At 71.2% G+C, this 18,374-nt stretch carries 16 protein-coding genes, 3 tRNA genes and 1 pseudogene; 8 read left to right on the forward strand and 12 right to left on the reverse strand.

The annotated features are described in order from the left end of the window. The first annotated feature begins 38 nt into the window (after nt 1–38). The gene (gene cofC / locus RM479_RS05355) at nt 39–677 is read left to right on the forward strand and encodes a 2-phospho-L-lactate guanylyltransferase (protein ID WP_311510728.1); all 639 of its coding nucleotides are present in this window, start codon (nt 39–41) and stop codon (nt 675–677) included. A 95-nt stretch (nt 678–772) separates the two neighbouring features. On the opposite strand, the gene RM479_RS05360 is transcribed toward cofC, so the two are convergent. From RM479_RS05360 to leuC, 3 genes are all read right to left on the reverse strand, one after another. Beyond that, nucleotides 773–1,054, reverse strand: a complete 282-nt coding sequence (locus RM479_RS05360; RefSeq protein WP_087096568.1) for an HU family DNA-binding protein — start codon at nt 1,052–1,054, stop codon at nt 773–775. 353 nt (nt 1,055–1,407) lie between these two features. Then, on the reverse strand, nt 1,408–2,001 hold the full coding sequence (gene leuD / locus RM479_RS05365; protein WP_311510597.1) for a 3-isopropylmalate dehydratase small subunit: 594 nt from the start codon (nt 1,999–2,001) through the stop codon (nt 1,408–1,410). A gap of 32 nt (nt 2,002–2,033) precedes the next feature. Further along, on the reverse strand, nt 2,034–3,440 hold the full coding sequence (gene leuC, locus RM479_RS05370; RefSeq protein WP_311510598.1) for a 3-isopropylmalate dehydratase large subunit: 1,407 nt from the start codon (nt 3,438–3,440) through the stop codon (nt 2,034–2,036). 134 nt (nt 3,441–3,574) lie between these two features. On the opposite strand from leuC, the gene RM479_RS05375 reads away from it, so the two are divergent. From RM479_RS05375 to RM479_RS05395, 5 genes and pseudogenes are all read left to right on the forward strand, one after another. Further along, nucleotides 3,575–4,258 (forward strand): IclR family transcriptional regulator, encoded by a 684-nt coding sequence (locus RM479_RS05375; protein WP_274809382.1) that lies wholly within the window; start codon nt 3,575–3,577, stop codon nt 4,256–4,258. Nucleotides 4,259–4,400: 142 nt separating this feature from the next. Next, nucleotides 4,401–6,154, forward strand: a pseudogene (locus RM479_RS05380) (SDR family oxidoreductase). Nucleotides 6,155–6,224: 70 nt separating this feature from the next. Next, on the forward strand, nt 6,225–7,160 hold the full coding sequence (locus tag RM479_RS05385; RefSeq protein WP_311510599.1) for a metal-dependent hydrolase: 936 nt from the start codon (nt 6,225–6,227) through the stop codon (nt 7,158–7,160). A 119-nt stretch (nt 7,161–7,279) separates the two neighbouring features. Next, nucleotides 7,280–8,278, forward strand: coding sequence for a PDR/VanB family oxidoreductase (locus RM479_RS05390; protein ID WP_311510729.1), 999 nt, complete (start codon nt 7,280–7,282; stop codon nt 8,276–8,278). 192 nt (nt 8,279–8,470) lie between these two features. Further along, nucleotides 8,471–9,082 carry a TetR/AcrR family transcriptional regulator gene (locus tag RM479_RS05395; protein WP_311510730.1) on the forward strand — a complete coding sequence of 204 codons (612 nt, stop codon included), beginning with the start codon at nt 8,471–8,473 and terminating at the stop codon, nt 9,080–9,082. 116 nt (nt 9,083–9,198) lie between these two features. Here the strand turns inward: RM479_RS05395 and RM479_RS05400 are convergent. The 6 genes from RM479_RS05400 to RM479_RS05425 form a co-directional block, all read right to left on the reverse strand. Next, nucleotides 9,199–9,274, reverse strand: a tRNA-Glu gene (locus tag RM479_RS05400). Between the two features lie 122 nt (nt 9,275–9,396). Continuing rightward, nucleotides 9,397–9,472 (reverse strand) — tRNA-Glu (locus RM479_RS05405). Between the two features lie 51 nt (nt 9,473–9,523). After that, nucleotides 9,524–9,595, reverse strand: a tRNA-Gln gene (locus tag RM479_RS05410). 173 nt (nt 9,596–9,768) lie between these two features. Next, the gene (gltX, locus tag RM479_RS05415) at nt 9,769–11,202 is read right to left on the reverse strand and encodes a glutamate--tRNA ligase (RefSeq protein WP_311510600.1); all 1,434 of its coding nucleotides are present in this window, start codon (nt 11,200–11,202) and stop codon (nt 9,769–9,771) included. 176 nt (nt 11,203–11,378) lie between these two features. Continuing rightward, nucleotides 11,379–12,362 carry a GDSL-type esterase/lipase family protein gene (locus RM479_RS05420; RefSeq protein WP_311510601.1) on the reverse strand — a complete coding sequence of 328 codons (984 nt, stop codon included), beginning with the start codon at nt 12,360–12,362 and terminating at the stop codon, nt 11,379–11,381. Between the two features lie 85 nt (nt 12,363–12,447). Beyond that, nucleotides 12,448–13,248 (reverse strand): fumarylacetoacetate hydrolase family protein, encoded by an 801-nt coding sequence (locus RM479_RS05425; RefSeq protein ID WP_311510602.1) that lies wholly within the window; start codon nt 13,246–13,248, stop codon nt 12,448–12,450. Nucleotides 13,249–13,563: 315 nt separating this feature from the next. On the opposite strand from RM479_RS05425, the gene RM479_RS05430 reads away from it, so the two are divergent. Beyond that, nucleotides 13,564–14,331, forward strand: coding sequence for a DUF3152 domain-containing protein (locus tag RM479_RS05430; RefSeq protein WP_311510731.1), 768 nt, complete (start codon nt 13,564–13,566; stop codon nt 14,329–14,331). Nucleotides 14,332–14,399: 68 nt separating this feature from the next. Next, entirely contained in the window at nt 14,400–14,825 is a 426-nt protein-coding gene (locus tag RM479_RS05435; protein WP_311510603.1) for a Rieske (2Fe-2S) protein, read from the forward strand. A gap of 179 nt (nt 14,826–15,004) precedes the next feature. On the opposite strand, the gene RM479_RS05440 is transcribed toward RM479_RS05435, so the two are convergent. From RM479_RS05440 to RM479_RS05450, 3 genes are all read right to left on the reverse strand, one after another. Continuing rightward, entirely contained in the window at nt 15,005–16,405 is a 1,401-nt protein-coding gene (locus RM479_RS05440) for an ABC transporter substrate-binding protein (RefSeq protein WP_311510604.1), read from the reverse strand. Between the two features lie 71 nt (nt 16,406–16,476). Next, the gene (locus RM479_RS05445) at nt 16,477–17,379 is read right to left on the reverse strand and encodes a carbohydrate ABC transporter permease (RefSeq protein WP_311510605.1); all 903 of its coding nucleotides are present in this window, start codon (nt 17,377–17,379) and stop codon (nt 16,477–16,479) included. Beyond that, on the reverse strand, nt 17,376–18,311 hold the full coding sequence (locus tag RM479_RS05450; RefSeq protein WP_311510606.1) for a carbohydrate ABC transporter permease: 936 nt from the start codon (nt 18,309–18,311) through the stop codon (nt 17,376–17,378). Before RM479_RS05450 ends, RM479_RS05445 begins: the two co-directional genes overlap by 4 nt. Nucleotides 18,312–18,374: the final 63 nt, after the last annotated feature.

Raw genomic sequence — 18,374 nt, forward strand, 5'->3', positions numbered from 1 at the left:
CCGGCGTCGGAGAGCGGGAAGGGGCCGTGGACCTCGGGATGCGCTGGTCCCTGGTCGTCCCAGTGAAGCATCTCGGGCGCGCCAAGTCGCGCCTGGCCCCGGCACTGGGCCCGCACCGGGAGGGGCTGGCCCTGGCGATCGCCTGCGACACGGTGGCGGCGGCGCTGGCCTGCCCGGCCGTGGCGGGGGTGTTCGCGGTCACCGAGGACCCCCGGGCGGGCGCGGAGTTGGCGGCGCTGGGCGCGGTGGTGGTGACCGGGGAACCGGGGACCGGGCTCAACCCGGCGCTGGCGCACGGGGCCCGGGCGGCTCGGTGGGTGTCGCCGGAGGCCGGCGTGTGCGCGCTGTCGGCGGATCTGCCGGCGCTGCGGTCGTCGGAACTGGCCCGGGTGCTGGCCGCCGCGGCCGGGCACGGACGGTCGTTCCTGGCGGACTCGCCCGGTGTGGGAACGACGCTGTACGCGGCGACCCCCGGAAGTCGGTTCGCGCCCGCCTTCGAGGGGGCCTCACGCGAGCGTCATCTGGCCTCGGGGGCACGGGAACTGCTCTTGGCGGACGTGGAGTCGGTGCGCCGGGACGTGGACACCCTCGACGATCTGACGGCCGCGCTGGCCCTGGGGGCGGGTCCCCGCACCCTGCGCCTGGCGGTCGCGGTCCTGGAGGAGCGGACCCCGTGACCCTCCGGGTGCCCCGCCCCTTCCGGACACACCTCCGCCCGGGTCCCATCGGGGGACCCGGGCGGAGGCCGGTCACGGTCGGTTCTGGACCGCGCCTACTTCTTGTCCCCGTTGACGAGCGCCTTGAAGTCGGCACCGGCGCGGAACTTCGGAACGAAGCTCGCCGGAACGTCGATGGTGGCGCCGGTGGCGGGGTTGCGAGCGGTGCGCGCGGCCCGCTCGGACTTCTCGAAAACACCGAAGCCGGTGATGGCGACCTTGTCGCCCGACGCCACGGTGGCCTGAATGGTCTCAAGCACAGCGTTGACCGCTTCGGTCGCGGTCTTCTTGTCTCCGAGTCGGTCGGAGATCGCGTCGATCAGGTCACGCTTGTTCATAAGGTTCCTCCGGTTCCCCCTTGCTCGCACGAAATTAGGGGACACAGAGGCCCTTGCACAAATACAAACGCCTGCGGTTAGGGCGTGTCGGGGCCGGCCCGACCTGCACGGTCACTCTCCGGGACGGGTTCACAGGAGTGGGAGAGGCATCGCACCGGGTCCCTTTTGCCCCCCTCTGTGATCCTCAAATGCCTATGTATAACCGGATTCCGGACGGGCCGTGGACCACCCTCACGGATACGAGGACCGCGTCCGTTTGGTCACGCCAAGTAAAGGTAAAATATTTGGGGGCCGGCGGGTGCGCTGTGTCACACAGCCCCGCCGACCCCCGTCCGCAAAGGGGTTCCGATCCCTCAGAGGGTCACCGGGGACCACGGCTTGCGGGTCTTCTCGAACTCCGTGATCGCGTCGGTGTGACGCAGAGTCAGACCGATGTCGTCGAGACCCTCCAACAGCCGCCAGCGGGTGTAGTCGTCCAACTCGAACGCCTCGTGGACACCCGCCCCGGGCGCGCGCACCTCCCGCTCGACGAGGTCGACGGTGATCTCGGTGGCCGGGTCCGCCTCGATGGCCTTCCAGAGCCGCTCGACGACCTCCTGCGGCAGCAGAACCGTCAGCAGCCCGCCCTTGAGGGAGTTGCCGCGGAAGATGTCGGCGAAGCGCGAGGACAGCACGGTCTTGAAGCCGTAGTCCTGCAAGGCCCACACGGCGTGCTCACGGGACGAGCCGGTACCGAAGTCGGGTCCGGCCACCAACACGGACGCGTCCGCGTACTCGGGGCGGTTGAGGACGAACTCCGGGTCCTCGCGCCACTCGGCGAACAGGCCGTCCTCGAACCCGGTGCGGCTGACCCGCTTGAGGTAGACGGCGGGGATGATCTGGTCGGTGTCGACGTTGCTCGCGCGCAGCGGCACGGCCCGACCGGTGTGAACGGTGAACTTCTCCATGGCAGGTCTCCTCCTGACGTGGTCGGGCGCGACTACAGGGCGGCCAGGTCGGCCGGCGAGGACAGGGTGCCGCGCACCGCGGTGGCGGCGGCGACCTGCGGCGACACCAGGTGGGTGCGACCGCCCTTGCCCTGGCGTCCCTCGAAGTTGCGGTTGGAGGTGGAGGCGCTGCGCTCGCCCGGCTTGAGCTGGTCGGGGTTCATGCCCAGGCACATCGAGCAGCCGGCCTCGCGCCACTCGGCGCCGGCCTCCTCGAAGATCCGCCCCAGCCCCTCGGCGTTGGCCTGCTCCTTGACCCGCATGGAGCCGGGGACCACGAGCATCCGGACGCCGTCGGCGACCTTGCGGCCCTTGATGATCTCCGCGGCGGTGCGCAGGTCCTCGATGCGGCCGTTGGTGCACGAGCCGAGGAAGACGGTGTCCACCTTCACCTCGCGCATCGGGGTGCCGGCCGTCAGGCCCATGTAGGTCAGGGCCTTCTCGGCGGAGGCGCGCGCGGAGGGGTCCTCGAAGGAGGCGGGGTCGGGCACCTCGGCGTGCAGGGGCACGCCCTGGCCGGGGTTGGTGCCCCAGGTGACGAACGGGCTGAGCTCGTCGGCGTTCAGCACGACCTCGGCGTCGAAGACGGCGCCCTCGTCGGTGCGCAGGCTCTTCCAGTGCTCGACGGCCGCTTCGAACCCGGCGCCCTGCGGGGCGTGCGGGCGACCCTCGATGTAGTCGAAGGTGGTCTGGTCGGGGGCGATCATGCCGGCCCGGGCGCCCGCCTCGATGGACATGTTGCACACCGTCATGCGGGCCTCCATCGAGAGGGACTCGATGGCCTCGCCCCGGTACTCGATGACGTAGCCCTGACCACCGCCGGTCCCGATCTTGGCGATGACCGCCAGGATGATGTCCTTGGCGGAGACGCCCGGCCGGAGCGTGCCGTCGACGGTGACGGCCATGGTCTTGAACGGGGCCATGGGCAGGGTCTGGGTGGCCAGCACGTGCTCGACCTGGCTGGTGCCGATGCCGAAGGCGAGCGCGCCGAACGCGCCGTGGGTGCTGGTGTGGCTGTCACCGCAGACGATGGTCATGCCGGGCTGGGTCAGACCGAGCTGGGGGCCGACCACGTGCACGACGCCCTGTTCGATGTCGCCCATGGGGTGCAGGCGGACGCCGAAGTCGGAGCAGTTCTTGCGCAGCGTCTCGACCTGTTTGCGGGAGACGGGGTCGGCGATGGGGGCCAGCAGGTTCTGGGTGGGGACGTTGTGGTCCTCGGTGGCGATGGTGAGGTCCGGACGGCGCACGGATCGACCGGCCAACCGCAGGCCCTCGAAGGCCTGGGGGCTGGTGACCTCGTGCACGAGGTGGAGGTCGATGTAGAGCAGATCCGGCTCGCCGTCGGCACGTCGGACGACGTGCTCCTCCCAGACCTTCTCGGCCATCGTGCGTGCCATGGGCGATCGCCTCTCTCGTTCAGGGGCCGTTGCGCGGACTGTCGACCTGACTTGCATTCCACATTTCGAGACGGCAATATCAAGTCATGGACAACTCTAGCTCATCCAGCGGCGTTGGCGTACTCGATAAGACGATGTCCGTCCTCGACGCCCTGGAATCCGGACCGGCCTCACTGGCCCAGCTGGTCCAGATCACCGGCCTGGCCCGACCCACCGCCCACCGCCTGGCCGTGGCCCTGGAGCGGCATCGGATGGTCTCCCGGGACAGCCAGGGTCGTTTCGTGCTGGGTCCGCGCCTGGGTGAGCTGTCGATCGCCACCGGGGAGGACCGTCTGCTGGCCGTGGCCGCGCCGGTCCTGGTCCAGTTGCGCGACCTCACAGGGGAGAGCGCCCAGCTGTACCGCCGCCAGGGCGACGTGCGCGTGTGCGTGGCCGCCTCCGAACGCACCAGCGGCCTGCGGGACACCGTGCCGGTCGGCAGCGAGCTGCCCATGAACGCCGGGTCGGCGGCGCAGGTGCTGCTGGCCTGGGAGGACCCCGACCGCATCCGCCGCTCCCTGGTGGGCGCGCGGTTCACCGCCGCCAGCCTGGCGCAGGTCCGCCGACGCCGCTGGGCCCAGAGCGTGGCCGAACGCGAGCAGGGCGTGGCCTCGGTCTCGGCCCCCGTCTCCGGCCCCGGCGGGCGCGTGATCGCCGCGGTGTCGGTGTCGGGCCCCATCGAGCGACTGACCCGCTCCCCGGGTCGCATGCACTCCCAGGCCGTGCTGTCGGCCGCGGAGAAGATCAGCGAGTCCCTGCACAGCGTCGAGGCCCACTGACCCCCTTCACGTCCCCAGGTACGCGGCGCCCCGCTCGACCCTCCGGTCGGTCGGGGCGCTCCGCGTTCCCGGGGCGTCGCCGCGTTCCGGAGATCCACCCCCGGTCATGGACGCTTATTGACATGTTGTCTAACATGACGGCATGTCTCACAAGAATGTGACCGGGGACACCGACCACCGGTACGTCGCCACCTCCGACGGCCAACGCCTGGCCGTCAAGGTGCTCGGCTCCCCCGAGCGTCCCACCCTGCTGCTCGTCCACGGTTACCCGGACAACGCGACCGTCTGGGACGCCCTCACCGAGGAACTGGCCGGCGAGTACCGGATCGTCGCCTACGACGTACGGGGCGCCGGCCGGTCCACCGCCCCGGATCGGCGCTCCGGTTACCTGCTGGACCGGCTCGCCGAGGACCTCGTCGCCGTCGCCGACGCCGTCAGCCCCGACCGGCCCGTGCACCTGGTCGGCCACGACTGGGGGTCCATCCAGAGCTGGCACGCCGTCACCGAGCCGCGCCACGCGCACCGGTTCGCGTCCTACACCTCGATCTCCGGCCCGGACCTGGACCACGCCGGTCACTGGTTCCGGTCGGCCCCCGACGGCCCGCGCGACGTGCTGCGCCAGGCCGTGCGCTCCGGCTACATCGGTTTCTTCCACCTTCCGGTGATTCCCGAACTCCTCTGGCTGACCGGGGTGGGCGGGTCGGCCCTGGCCGGGATGGAACGGACGGGCGGCGGCCCCGTGCGCCCCGCCCGGCGTGCCACCCGCGACTACGTCAACGGCCTGTCCCTGTACCGGGCGAACATGGTGCCCCGGCTCACCCGGCCGGCCGAACGCCCCACCTCGGTCCCCGTGCAGGTGCTCGTCCCCACCCATGACGCCTTCATGATCGAGCGGCTCCAGTCCAACGCCGGCCGCTGGGCGCGGGATCTGCGCCTGCACCGCTTCCAGGGCGGGCACTGGTCGTTGCGGTCGCGTCCGCGGGTCGTCGCCGCGCGCCTGCGCGCCTTCGTCGAGGAGATCGAGTCGGGCGTCCCCCGGCCCGTCCGCGCCCTCGCCGGTCGGACCGCCCGGCGACACGACGGCACCTTCGCCGGCCAGGTCGCCGTGATCACCGGCGCGGGCAACGGCATCGGGCGCGCCCTCTCCCTGGAACTGGCCGAACGCGGGGCCCGCGTCATCGCCCTGGACATCGACGGCGCGGCGGCCGAGCACACGGCCGAGCGGTGCGCCGTGCTCACTCCCGGAGCCGTGGGCCGACGCGTGGACGTCACCGACGCCGCCGCCGTGGAGAGCGCGGCCTCCTGGGTGCGCGACGGGTACGGCGCACCCGACCTGGTGGTCAACAACGCCGGCATCGGTGTCGCCGGCCCCCTCCTGGAGACCCCGATCGAGGACTGGGAGCGGGTCGTGGACGTCAACCTGTGGGGTGTGATCCACGGGTGCCGCGCCTTCGCGCCGATGATGGTCGAGGCCGGGGGCGGCGGCCGCATCGTCAACACCGCCTCGGCCGCCGCCTACCTGCCCTCGCGCGTGTACGGCGCCTACGCCACGACCAAGGCGGCCGTGCTGGCCCTCAGCCGCTCCCTGCGCGGCGAACTCGCCTCGGCCGGCATCGGCGCGTCACCGCCGTCTGTCCCGGCCTCATCGACACCGGGATCGTCCGCTCCGCCCGCCTGTCCGGGACGGACGCGCCGGAAGCCGCCAAGGAGCGGCTGTCCCGGCTGTACCGGAGGCGCGGTCACACCCCGGAGAGGGCCGCCCGGCGCATCGCGGACGCCATCGCCGACTCCCCCGAGATCCTCCCCGTCGCCGCCGAGGCGCACCTGGGCCTGTACCTGTCCCGGTTCGCCCCGGGCGCGGTCCGTGCCCTGGCCAAGGCCGGTCTCCCCGTCTGAGCCCGCGCCCCGGCCTTCCGCCGGCCCCTCCCCCATCCCTTTCCGAGACCTCGCGGTACTGGAGGCGCAGTTGACAGCCGACGCGACCCACTCCCCCTTGGACGAACCGGACCGACTCGTCCTGCACGCCCGTGACGTGCACTTCGACTGGAGCCGGTCGGACCTGCACTGGATCCCGAACGAACCCTTCGCCACACACGTCATCAACGTGCTGCACCTGCTGCTGCCCGAGGGCGAACGCTGGTTCGTGGAGGTCTTCAAGCAGGCCGTCCCCCACATCACCGACGACCGGCTGCGCGAGGACGTCCTCGGGTTCATCGGCCAGGAGGCGGTGCACGCGGAGGCGCACGCGGGGGTGCTCGACCACATGGACGCCCACGGACTGGACCCGACACCGTACGTGGAACAGATCGCCTGGCTGTTCCGGATCGTGCTGGGCGACCGCGACCTGCCGCCGGGGCGCGCGGAGTCGTGGCTGTCCACGCGCCTGGCGATCATCGCGGGCATCGAGCACTACACCGCCGTCCTGGGGCAGTGGGTGCTGGACGCGAAGGGGCTCGACGCGGCGGGGGCCGACGAGACCATGCTGGACCTGCTGCGCTGGCACGGGGCCGAGGAGGTGGAGCACCGGTCCGTGGCCCACGACCTGTACACGCACGTCGACGGGGGCCGCACGCGCCGGGCCGTGGCCATGGCCGTCGCCGCCGGCGCCCTGGCCACCCTGTGGGTGCGGGGCGTGCGCTTCCTCATCGCCAACGACCCCTACCTCAAGGGGAGGATCGACGGGCGCCGCCCCAAGGCGTCCTGGGCACTGCGCGACGGCCGTCGCGGGCTGATCCCGCGCGTGGGCCGACTGGCCCGGGCCGTGCCCGAGTACCTGCGCCGCGGCTACCACCCGTCCCACCACGGCTCCACCGCCCAGGCGGTGGCCTACCTGGCGCTCTCCCCCGCCGCACGGGCCGCCGAGTCGGCGGAGCGGGCCGCGACGCGGAAGGCGGCGCCGTGACGGATCCGCTCCGCCCCGACGACGCGGACCTCCCGTCCGGGGTCAAGCACAGCGCCGAGTACTACGCGCGCCCGCGTCCCCCGATCTCCCTGTTCGGAGGAAAGGGGCCGGACCGCTACATGTACGGTCTCGGCGCGCTCGCGAACCGACTCGTCCCGCTACTGGGCGGGCTGGGCCCTGGGCATCCGCCCCTGCCGCCGCCCCCCGGGCTCCGGGTGCGGGTGGAGCGGGTGACGCGCCCGGCGCCGGACGTCGCCGAGATCGTCCTGGTCCCCGAGCGCCCGGAGGGACCGTTGCCGGCCTGGCAGCCGGGGCACCACGTGGACGTGGTCCTGGACCCCGACACCGTCCGCCAGTACTCGCTCTGCGGCGATCCCGGGGACCGCTCCCGCTACCGGATCGCGGTACGGCGCATCCCGGACGGCGTCGGCTCCTCCCGCCTCCACGCACTGGAACCCGGTGACGTGATCGGGCTGCGGGGGCCGCGCAACGCGTTCCCGTTCGCCCGCGCGAAGCGGTACCTGTTCGTGGCGGGCGGGATCGGCATCACCCCGATCCTGCCGATGGTGGCGCACGCCCACCGCGCGGGCGTCCCGTTCCGCGTGGTCTACACGGGCCGTTCGCGAGCGAGCATGCCCTTCCTGGACGAACTTCCCGAGGGCGCCGACGTGACCGTCCACCCGGACGACGAGTACGGAACACCCGACGCCGACGTGATCGTGCGGGACCCGGCCCCGGGCACGGCGGTGTACGTGTGCGGCCCGCCGCCGCTCATCGCCGCGGTGCGCGCCCGGGTGGGCCCGGAGAACCCGGTGTTCTCCGAACGCTTCTCCCCGGCCCCCGTCGTGGACGGCCGGGAGTTCGAGATCCGGCTCGGCGAGGACGGACCGGTCGTGACCGTGCCCGCCGACGAGACCGCCCTGGACGTGATCCGACGGGTGCGCCCGCGGACGCCCTACTCCTGTCGTCAGGGGTTCTGCGGGGCCTGTCGGGTGGGGCTGCTCCGGGGGGACCCCGAACACCGGGACCGGCCCACCGGCGGCTCTCCGCGCGGCGAGGAGTTCGCCCTGTGCGTCTCCCGGGCGGCCGAGGGCGCGCACATCGTGGTCGACCTGTGAGAACGCCCGTCGGTCGCCGCGTCGGCGACCGACGGTAGGTTCGGAGAGGACCAGGGGCGCACGGCGCCCATGAAGACTCCTCGGGAGGTCGTCACCACGGTGGTGTCCCACAGGACCGACCGTCACCGGGCGCGGGTGGCGACGTCGGAGCCCTCGACGCAACCGTCGGGGGAGGGGCGACGGCCCCGCCGCATGGCGCCGCACGAACGTCGCGACGACCTGATCAGGACGGCGCTGCGCGTGTTCGCGCGACGGCCTCCCGGCGAGGTCACCCCGGAGGAGATCGCCGAGGCGGCGGACGTGTCCCGGGCCCTGGTCTACCGCTACTTCCCCAACATGGCCGAGCTGCGCCGGGAGGCGCTGGAGCAGGCCACGTCGGAGCTGCTGCGCGAACTCGTCCCGCCGAAGGACCTGCCTCCGCTGGAGCAGTTGCGGTCCTCGCTGGTCCGGTTCGTCGCCTTCGCCGACTCCTACTCCCCCGCCTACGTCGCGCTGTTGCGCGGCGGTTCGGTCATCGCGACCGAGGAGACGGAGGCGGAGATCGACCGGGTCCGGTCCGGGGTGCTGGAGCTGATCCTGGACCGCATCGGGGCGCGGTCCCCGTCCCCGCTCATCGTTCTGGCCCTGCGCTGCTGGATCTCCGCGGTGGAGACCGCCGTCATGCTGTGGTTGCAGGAACGGGGCCGCACCGCCGAGGAGCTGGCCGACTGGCTGTTGGGCCAGCTGGTCGCGATGCTGCTCGCCTCCGGGGCTCCGGAGGAGGAGTTGCGCGCCCTGGTCGCGCACGCGGACCCCTCGGTCTGAACCGGACGCCCACGGCCGGGGCCGGGGCCGCGCGGACCGGGTCGGACCCGAGGGCCGCGGGGTCCCGCCTCCGGAACGGCGAAAGGCCCCACCCTGGCGGGTGGGGCCTTTCGCGGTGGTACCCCCGAGCGGATTCGAACCGCCGTTACCGCCTTGAGAGGGCGGCGTCCTAGGCCACTAGACGACGGGGGCCTATCTACATCCTCGGTGTTCATCGGCGTGATCGCTGATTCCCACCATATCCGGTCTAACCGGACACCGATGGCATGCATCGGCCAGAAAGAAGGCCCTCACGATGTGAGAGCGGCTTTCCGTGGTACCCCCGAGCGGATTCGAACCGCCGTTACCGCCTTGAGAGGGCGGCGTCCTAGGCCACTAGACGACGGGGGCCTGTGCCGGGTCCTTCCGGACCCGAAAGCCCGCGCTTGCACGCGGACCGCGCTGGGGTACCAGGACTCGAACCTAGACTAACTGAACCAGAATCAGTCGTGCTGCCGATTACACCATACCCCAGTGCTCTGGGAGGACTGTTCGGCTTTCCGCTTCCCTGTCCCCCTCGGCGACGTGGATAACTCTAGCGGAGTTTCAGAGTGCTCGCGAACCGAAAACGGGGTGGGGGATCCGTGACCCCGACCACCCCGCTTCGCGACCCCTGTGAGCAGGGATTCCACTCCTTTACGGAGACCTCACTCCCCCTGGGAGCGCAGCTTCTCCAAGGCCGCCGAGACCCGCTCCAGGACGCGCTCGCGGCCCAGCAGTTCCAGCGATTCGAACAACGGCAGACCGACCGTGCGGCCGGTGACCGCGACCCGGACCGGGGCCTGGGCCTTGCCGAGTTTGAGGCCCAGCGTCGCGCCGGTCTCCTCGGTGGCGGTCTTGAGCGACTCGGCCGCCCACTCCAGGCCGGGGTCGGAGTAGCGCTCCAAGGCGGCGGCGAGCATCTCCTCGCCAACCCCGGGCTTCATGGCCTTGGCCCAGCTCTTCTCGTCCTCCACCGGCTCGCGCAGGAACAGGAAGTCGACGTTGGGCACGATCTCCGACAGCACCGCCACCCGGCTCTGGGCCAGCGGCGCGACCGCCCGGAACACCTCGGGATCGTAGTCGTCGGTGTCCCAGGGGGTGTTCTCACCGGTGATCCACGGCGCGCAGCGCTCGATGAACTCCTCGACGCCCAGCGCCCGGATGTACTCGCCGTTGAAGGCGCGCAGCTTCTTCTCGTCGAAGAAGGCGCTGGAGGCGTTGACGTTCTCGACGCGGAACAACGGCGTCATCTCCGACCACGGCATGATCTCGCGGTCGTCGCCCGGCGCCCAGCCCAGCAGCATCAGGTAGTTGACCATCGCCTCCGCGAGGTAGCCCTCCTCCTGGTAGGACTCCAGGGCGACCTTGTCACGGCGCTTGGACAGCTTCTTGCGCTGCTCGTTGACGATGACGGGCAGGTGCGCCCACACCGGCGGCGTGTGGCCCAGCGCCTCCCACAGGAGCTGCTGCTTGGGGGTGTTGGACAGGTGCTCCTCGCCCCGGACGACCTCGGTGATGCCCATCTCGACGTCGTCGACCACGTTGGCCAGGACGAACAGGGGGGAGCCGTCGGCGCGGGCGATGACGAAGTCCTCGATGGCCGAGTGGTCGAACTCCACCCGGCCCCGGATCTTGTCGTCGACGACGGTGGGGCCGCCGTCGGGCACGCGGAAACGCAGCGCCCGACCGGGCCCGGCCTCCAGACCGCGGTCCCGGCAGAAGCCGTCATAACCCAGGTTGGGGTTGTCCCGGCGGGCCTCCAACTGCTCGCGGGTGCAGTCGCAGTGGTAGGCGCGGCCGTTCTTGTACAACTCCTGCGCGGTCTCGCGGTGCTTGTCGGCGTAGGCGGACTGGAAGTAGGGACCCTCGAAGTGGGGGTCCTCCTCGCCGATGCCCAGCCAGGCCAGGGCGCGGATGATGCCCTCGGTCCACTCCGGGCGGTTCCGGGCGGCGTCGGTGTCCTCGATGCGCAGCACCATGCGCCCCTCGGGCCGCTGCTGTGCCAGAGCCCAGTTGAAGAGCGCGGATCGGGCGCCGCCGACGTGGAACATGCCCGTAGGGGACGGGGCGAAGCGGGTACGAATCGAAGTCTCGGTCACGCCTTCCAGGGTATGGCCGAACCGACCCCGGCGGCCCCGACCCGCCGCCCGGAGGACGCCCGCGGTGTCCCGAAGGCCGGGGAAGGCGGGGTACGGGGACGGCGGTGGGCCGGCGGGCGGGGATGTCGACGCGCCCCCTTCGCCCCGATCCCACGGGTCCCCTCATCCGACCCGGGTCAGGAGGGCTCGGGAAGGGGACGGGTGTAGGGCTCCCCCACGCCGTAGGCCTCGGCGAGGACGTCGGCGAAGGCGGCGGCGATCTTGATCTCCCCGTGCGCGTTGGGGTGGGTGCCGTCGTAGGTGTCGGCCTCCACGTCCCAGTCCTCGCGGTCGGCGATGTCCAGGCTGATCACCGGGGAGCGGTCGGTGGACATGTCGTCGGCGACCTCCCGCACCAGCATGTTGTAGGCGTACAGGCGCAGCGCGAACCCGGGGTCGTTGTCGGCGTAGGCGATGGGCAGCGCCTCGGAGAGGACGATGCGCACGTCCGGGTTGCCCTTGCGGGCTCCCTCGACGTAGCGGCGCAGCCGGTCCTCCATCTCCTCCATCTCCACCGGCCACAGCAGGTCGTTGACGCCGATGAGGACGCACAGTACGTCCGGTTCGTGGACACGGACCTCCTCCTCGATGCTGGCCGCGGCGTCGCGCAGGGTCCGGCCCCACACCGAGTTGTGGTCCTGGTCGAAGTCGGGATCGCGGTATTCGACCGTGCCCGGCTCTCCGCCGGCGCCGGGCCAGGTGTGTTCCGCGAGTTCGGCGAGGGCCTCGGCGTCCCCGCCGTCGGTGGAGGCGGGTTCGGTCCCCCCGTCCCCCTCGGTGGCGGGGAGGTCGTCCTGCTCGGTGGGCACCGGAACGATCATGTCGGTGGTCGCCGGGTCGGTGTAGGGGCCGACGAAGTCCACCCCTTCCACGAGGGGTTCCAGGTGGTTCCACAGGTGATAGCGCCAGGTGCGATCACCGTTGGCGCCCTGGGTCATGGAGTCTCCGGCGGGCATGACGCGCAGTGATCCGTTCACGGGTGCTTCGGCCTCCGCTCTAGGGTCGGTTCCACGGTCGTGGTCATGTGTCACCCACAGATGGGCACCCGCGATGACCAGGGTCACGGCGAGGAGACCGGACAGGATCAGGGTGCCGGTGCGCCTGGAGGGGGAGACGAACATCAGGATCCTTCGAGTTCGGGCGTCGGACGGTGGGCCACCGTCACGGGTTCCGGCCCGACCCCGGCGGGGTCGGGCCGTGGCGCACTCAGTCCCGGGAGACGACCCGGTTGGCGATCGTGCCCAGACGCTCCACCGTCACCGAGACCTCCTGGCCGACCCGTACCGGGCCGACACCGGCGGGTGTGCCGGTGAGGAGGACGTCGCCGGGGAGCAGCGTCATGAAAGAGGTGACATAGGAGATCATGCCCGGGATGTCGTGGATGAACTGTGACGTTCGTCCGGCCTGCCGGATCTCGCCGTCGACGGTCGTGGTGATCGCCAGGTCCTGGGCCTCTTCGATGGTGAGCCCGGTGGTGATCCACGGACCGATCGGGCAGAAGGAGTCGAACCCCTTGGCCCGGGTCCACTGTTTGTCCGTCTTCTGAAGGTCGCGGGCGGTGACGTCGTTGGCGACGGTGTAACCGAAGATGACGTCGGCGGCCCGCTCCCGGGGCACCTCGCGGCAGGGCCGGGAGATGACGATGGCCAGTTCGCCCTCGAAGTCGACGCGCTCGGAGACGGCCGGGTGGAAGATCGGGTCCGTGGGGCCCGCGACGGCCGTGGAGGGTTTGAGGAAGACCACGGGCTCCTCCGTGGTCTCCCCGGTGACGTCCTTCATCTCCTCGACGTGGTCGGCGTAGTTCTTGCCGATGCAGACCACCTTCGTGGGCAGGACCGGCGACAGGAGGCGAACGTCGGTGAGTTTGGCCCGCTCACCGGTCAACTTGATGTCACCGAGCAGTGGATGCCCGTTGAGTCTGGCGATGTGGTCCTCGCCACTGTCGGTATCGGTCTCGACAAGACCGAAGCCGACTTCGTCACCGACCGCGAACCGTGCGATGCGCACCTGTTGTCCTCCCAGCTCGACACGTTTGCGCTTGCAGATTATCCGCGCCCGCCCCCGACGGTGCGACGGTGACCGGTCCGTTCCCCCGGTGATCGGCGGGCCCCCGCCCGGCGATGGACCCGGTCCGCCCGTCCTGCCCCGCCGGAGGGTCGGACTCGTGGCATGCTGGGTCCGTCATCCGTCACTGAGAGGTGCCCCGTGTCCACGTCCGCTCCGTCCTCGGGAGGCCGCCGCAGCGGTCGGCGTCGAACACGCCGATACCCGGCGGGGCTCGCGCTCGGCCTGTGCCTGGTCGCCGGGGCCTCCACCGTGCTGATGGTCAGCGTGCCGCCGCCGATCGACGATTCGGGCACACCGGCCGGCACGTCCGCGCCGGTCGGCGACGGGGTCCCGGACGATCGGCGTGAGAACGCGAACGGTCCGGTGGCCAGTGCGAGCGGGCGGAGCGAGGAGGCCTCGCCCGACCCGTCCGCCTCCCCCTCGGAGAGGGAAGAGGAGGGGGAGAGGGAGAAGCCGGTGCTGCTGCGCTCGGTCGTGAAGGAGGTCGACAGCGCCGACGGCGAGTTCTCCGTGATGAAGGGCGAGGGCGACGTCATGGGCGACGGCCCGCTGACGACGTTCGCCGTGGAGGTCGAGAAGGGCCTGCCCGGCGAGGCCGAGGACTTCACGGAGGCCGTGGAGCTGATCCTGGGCGACCCGCGCAGCTGGGGCGACGACGGCGACCGGTCCATGCAGCGGGTGGACGGCGACGACGCCGACATCCGGGTCATGCTGGCCGCCCCCGACACCGTGGACCGCATGTGCGCCCCGCTGCGCACCAACGGCTACGTCTCGTGCGCCAACGGGAACCGGGCCATCATCAACCAGAACCGCTGGGTGTCCGGCGTCCCCCACTTCGAGGGCGACCTGGAGACCTACCGGATCTACCTGATCAACCACGAGGTCGGGCACACCCTGGGGCACGGGCACGTGTTCTGCCCGGGGGAGGGCGAGGCCGCCCCGGTGATGCAGCAGCAGACCCTGGACCTCCAGGGGTGCGAGCCCAACGGGTGGGTGCACCCGGACAACGATCCCGACGACTGACACCGCGACGACCAGGAGAGAGACCGCCCGTGTGCGACCGCCGTGATCCCGTTATCGTTCCCGCCCCGGTGACCAGACGGGCCGCCATGGGCGTCGCCGCCGCCGGCGTCGTCGCCGGGAGCGTCGCCGCCTGCGCGGGTTCCCCGGAGGACACCGGGTCCCCCGGGTACTCCGCTCCGGACACGGAGCCGACGACCACGCCGGAGGAGGCGGTGGCCACCGTGGACGAGGTCCCGGTGGGAGGGGGGATCGTCGTGGCGGGCGCCGCCGTGGTCCTCACCCAGCCCGAGGAGGGCGGCTTCCGGGCGTTCTCCACGACCTGCACCCACGAGGGGTGCCCCGTGGACTCCGTCGTGGACGGGAGCATTCGGTGCCCGTGCCACGGCAGCCTCTTCTCCATCGCCGACGGCGCCCCGACCGAGGGGCCCGCCACCGAACCGCTGGAGGAGTACCCGGTCACCGTCACCGAGGACGGCGGACTGGTGGTCGGCTGACGGTCCGGCGAACCCGACGGCGGCCACTGGCCGCTGCGCGCCGAGGACGGTGACGTGCTCCCGCGCACCGCGAAGGCCGGCCCCGGCGCACGGGTGCGTCGCGCCGGCTGACGGCCCCGGGTACGGCCGTGGGCCGGGGGACGGCCCCCGGCCCACGATCCGCTCCCGTTCAGGAGGGGTCACTCCTCCACGGAGGCGTTGTACTCCTCGATCGGGGTGTCCAACCGGTCCGCGGCGTCGGACATGGCGTCCGCGGCCGGGGTGTCACTGGTCAGGGCGGTCTCCCAGCCCTCCTCGGCGGTGGCGCGCGCCTCCGACATGACGCCCATCATGCAACCGGCGGTGTTCTCGTTGATCTCGGAGTCGGCGAGCTGCGCGGCAGCCACGGAGAACTGCGGGAACTCCTCGGCCCGCGCCTGCGCCTCCGGGCCGTCGTAGCCCTCGGTGTTGACGGACAGGTAGCCGGTACCGGCGTGCCAGATCGACTGGGACTCGGGGGTCAGCAGGTACTGGACGAACTCCCAGGAGGCGCGGACCTCCTGCTCGCTGTGGCCCTCACCGTTGATCCACAGGGAGGCGCCGCCGATGATCGAGCCGCCGGGGTCGCCCTCGGCGACCAGGGGGAAGTAACCGGCGCCCACCTCGAAGTCGGACCGCTCGATGAAGCCGCCCAGCGAGCCGGTGGACTCCAGGGTCATCGCGGCCCGTCCGGAGGTGAACGCGGCCTGGGCGTCGTCGGTGTTACGGCCGATCTGGACGGCGAGCTCGTCGTCGATCATCTCCTCCCACCACTCGACCGTCTCCACGACCTTGGGGTCGTCGAAGAGGACCTCGGTGGCCCGACCGCTGCGCCCGTTGGCGTTGTCGCAGTAGGGGACGCCGGCCCGGGCCATGAACTGCTCGACGAACCAGCCGTAGGTGGCGGCGCCGAACCCGTACTGCACGACGGTGCCGTCATCGTCGCGGACGGTCAGCTCCTCGGCGGCCTCCCGGATCTCCGCCAGGTCGGTGGGCGGGGAGTCGGGGTCGAGACCGGCCTCCTCGAAGGCGTCCCGGTTGATGTACATGAGCGGGGTGGAGTTGTTGAACGGGAAGGAGCGCAGTTCGCCGTCCACCGTGAAGTAGTTGAGCAGGGCGCCCTCGATGGACCCGGTGTCGTAGCCGTCCGCGTCGACGAAGGACTGCGCGGGCACGGTCTGCCCGGAGTCGATCATGAACTGGGTGCCCAGGTCGAAGATCATGATGAGTTCGGCGGTGTCGCCCTGCTGGATGGCCGCGCGGTGGTTGGCCAGCGCGGTGTCGTAGTCGCCCTGGAAGGAACCGGTGACCTCGATACGCCCCTCGTTCTGGGCGTTGAAATCCTCGATGAGTCCGTCGAGGACCTGCCCGTTGGTGGCGTCCATGCTGTGCCAGAACTCCACCTGGACGGCCTCGTCCAGGCCCTCCAGGACCTCCGGGCCGGGTGCGGTGAGGGTGCTGTCGCCGCCGTCACCACCGCCGGAGCAGGCGCTCAGGGCCAGACCGAGGCCGGTGATCAGGGCGGCGGCCCGCAGGGTGCGTGGCCGGGGGGAGAGTGTCATGCTGCGTCGCTTCCTCTGGTTGGGAGGGGAACCGCCCCCGGGTTCTCGGAGGACGGTCGAACGGGGTCCGGCTACTTGACCGCGCCGGCCGTGAGTCCGCGGACGATGAAACGCTGTCCGAAGAGCACGAGGGCGAGTGTGGGCAGGACGGAGAGCGCGGCGCCGGCCAAGAGGAGGCCCGGGTCGGACGCCTCGCCGGTCTTGAGGCTGTTGAGGCCGATCTGGAGGGTCTGCATCTCGGTGCTGCGGGTGACGATCAGCGGCCAGAAGTACATGTTCCAGCTGGTGATGAACACGTAGACGCCGACGGCGCTGAGGGCGGGGCGGCTGAGCGGGACGAGGATCGTCCACAGGAACCGCAGGTGTCCCATTCCGTCCATGCGCGCCGCGTCGTACAGCTCCCGGGGGAACTGTTTGAAGCTCTGGCGCAGGAGGAACGTGCCGAAGGCGTAGGCCAGGAACGGCAGGACCAGGCCGAGGTGGGTGTCGATGAGACCCCACGAGGCGATGGTGAGGTAGTTGGGGATGAAGGTGGCCTCGCCGGGGACCATCAGCGTCGCCAGGAACAACGCGAAGACCACCGCGGAGCCGCGGAAGCGCAGGAACACGAAGGCGTAGGCGGCCAGCGCCGAGGTCGCCAACTGGGCGATCGTGATGACCCCGGCCATGAGCAGCGAGTTCCCGTACATGCGCAGGAACGGCACGGCGTCGAGGGCGGCCGTGACGCTGTCGAGGTGTACCCCGGTGGGGAGCAACCGCGGCGGGAAGCTCGCCAGTTCGCGGGGCTCCATGAGCGCGCCGGCGAACACGTAGTACACGGGGAACAGGACGGGGATCAGGAACACGGCCAGCAGCAGGTGGAGCAGACCTCGCCCGAGCAGGTGTCGGGGGTCGCGCCGGCGTCGGCCGCGAGGCGCGGGGGCCGGCGTCTTCCCGCCGGTCCGTTCGGGTGCGGTGAGAGGGGTCGCGGTCATGCGTAGTGCACCTTCCGCTCGATGACGCCGAACTGGACAGCGGTGCACACCAGGACCACCAGGAGCAGCACCAGCGCCTGGGCGCTGGCCCGGCCGAAGTCGCTGGTGCTGTAGGCGAAGGCGTCCTCGAAGATCGAGTAGACCAGGGTGGTCGTGGAACCGCTGGGTCCGCCCCGGGTGAGGATGTGGATCTGGCCGAAGCTCTGGAGGGCGTTGATCGTGGAGATCACGATGAGGAAGAACAGCTGGGGTCCGAGCATGGGGACGGTCACGTCACGGGCCAGTCGGACACCGGTGGCCCCGTCGATGCGGGCGGCCTCGTTGATCTCCTTGGGGATGGAGCCGATGCCGGCGGCCAGGACGAGCACCCCGTAGCCGAGGTTCATCCAGACGGTGGTGATGCACACCGACCACAGGGCCATGTCCTGTGAGGTGAGCCAGGGGACCTGGTCGAGGCCGAGCCGGTAGAGGATGCCGTTGAGGACGCTGTTCCCCGGGCTGTAGAAGACCACGAAGATCACCGAGGCGCTGGCCACGGAGAAGGCGAACGGCAGGGCGAAGGCGCCGCGCAGGAAGCGCTGCCCGCGGATGACGCCCTCCAGCAGCAGGACGATGGCGAGCGCGCCGACCACGCCGGGGACGACCGTGCCGATCGTGAACAGCAGCGTGGTGGTGAGGACCTTGACGAACTCGGGCGATGCCATCTCGGCGAAGTGGCTGAACCCGACGAATCGGTTGGGGCGGCCGATGATGTCGTTGCCGTGCATCGACAGGTAGACGGTGCGGCCGAGGGGATAGGCGAGGAAGAGCGCGAAGACCACGATGGAGGGCGTCAGGAACGCCCAGGCCAGTGCGGCCTCCCCGCCCTGGGTGCGGCGGGGCGATCGGGTTCCGGGGGATGGGGGTGCGGCGGCCGTCTCGGTGGTGGTCACGCCTCCTCCCCCTCCGGTGAGGGTTGTTGGTGAGGACACGTCCCGCAGTCTGCTCGGGGCGGG

The organism is Nocardiopsis lambiniae, assembly GCF_031845465.1.
GTDB classification, from domain to species: domain Bacteria; phylum Actinomycetota; class Actinomycetes; order Streptosporangiales; family Streptosporangiaceae; genus Nocardiopsis; species Nocardiopsis lambiniae.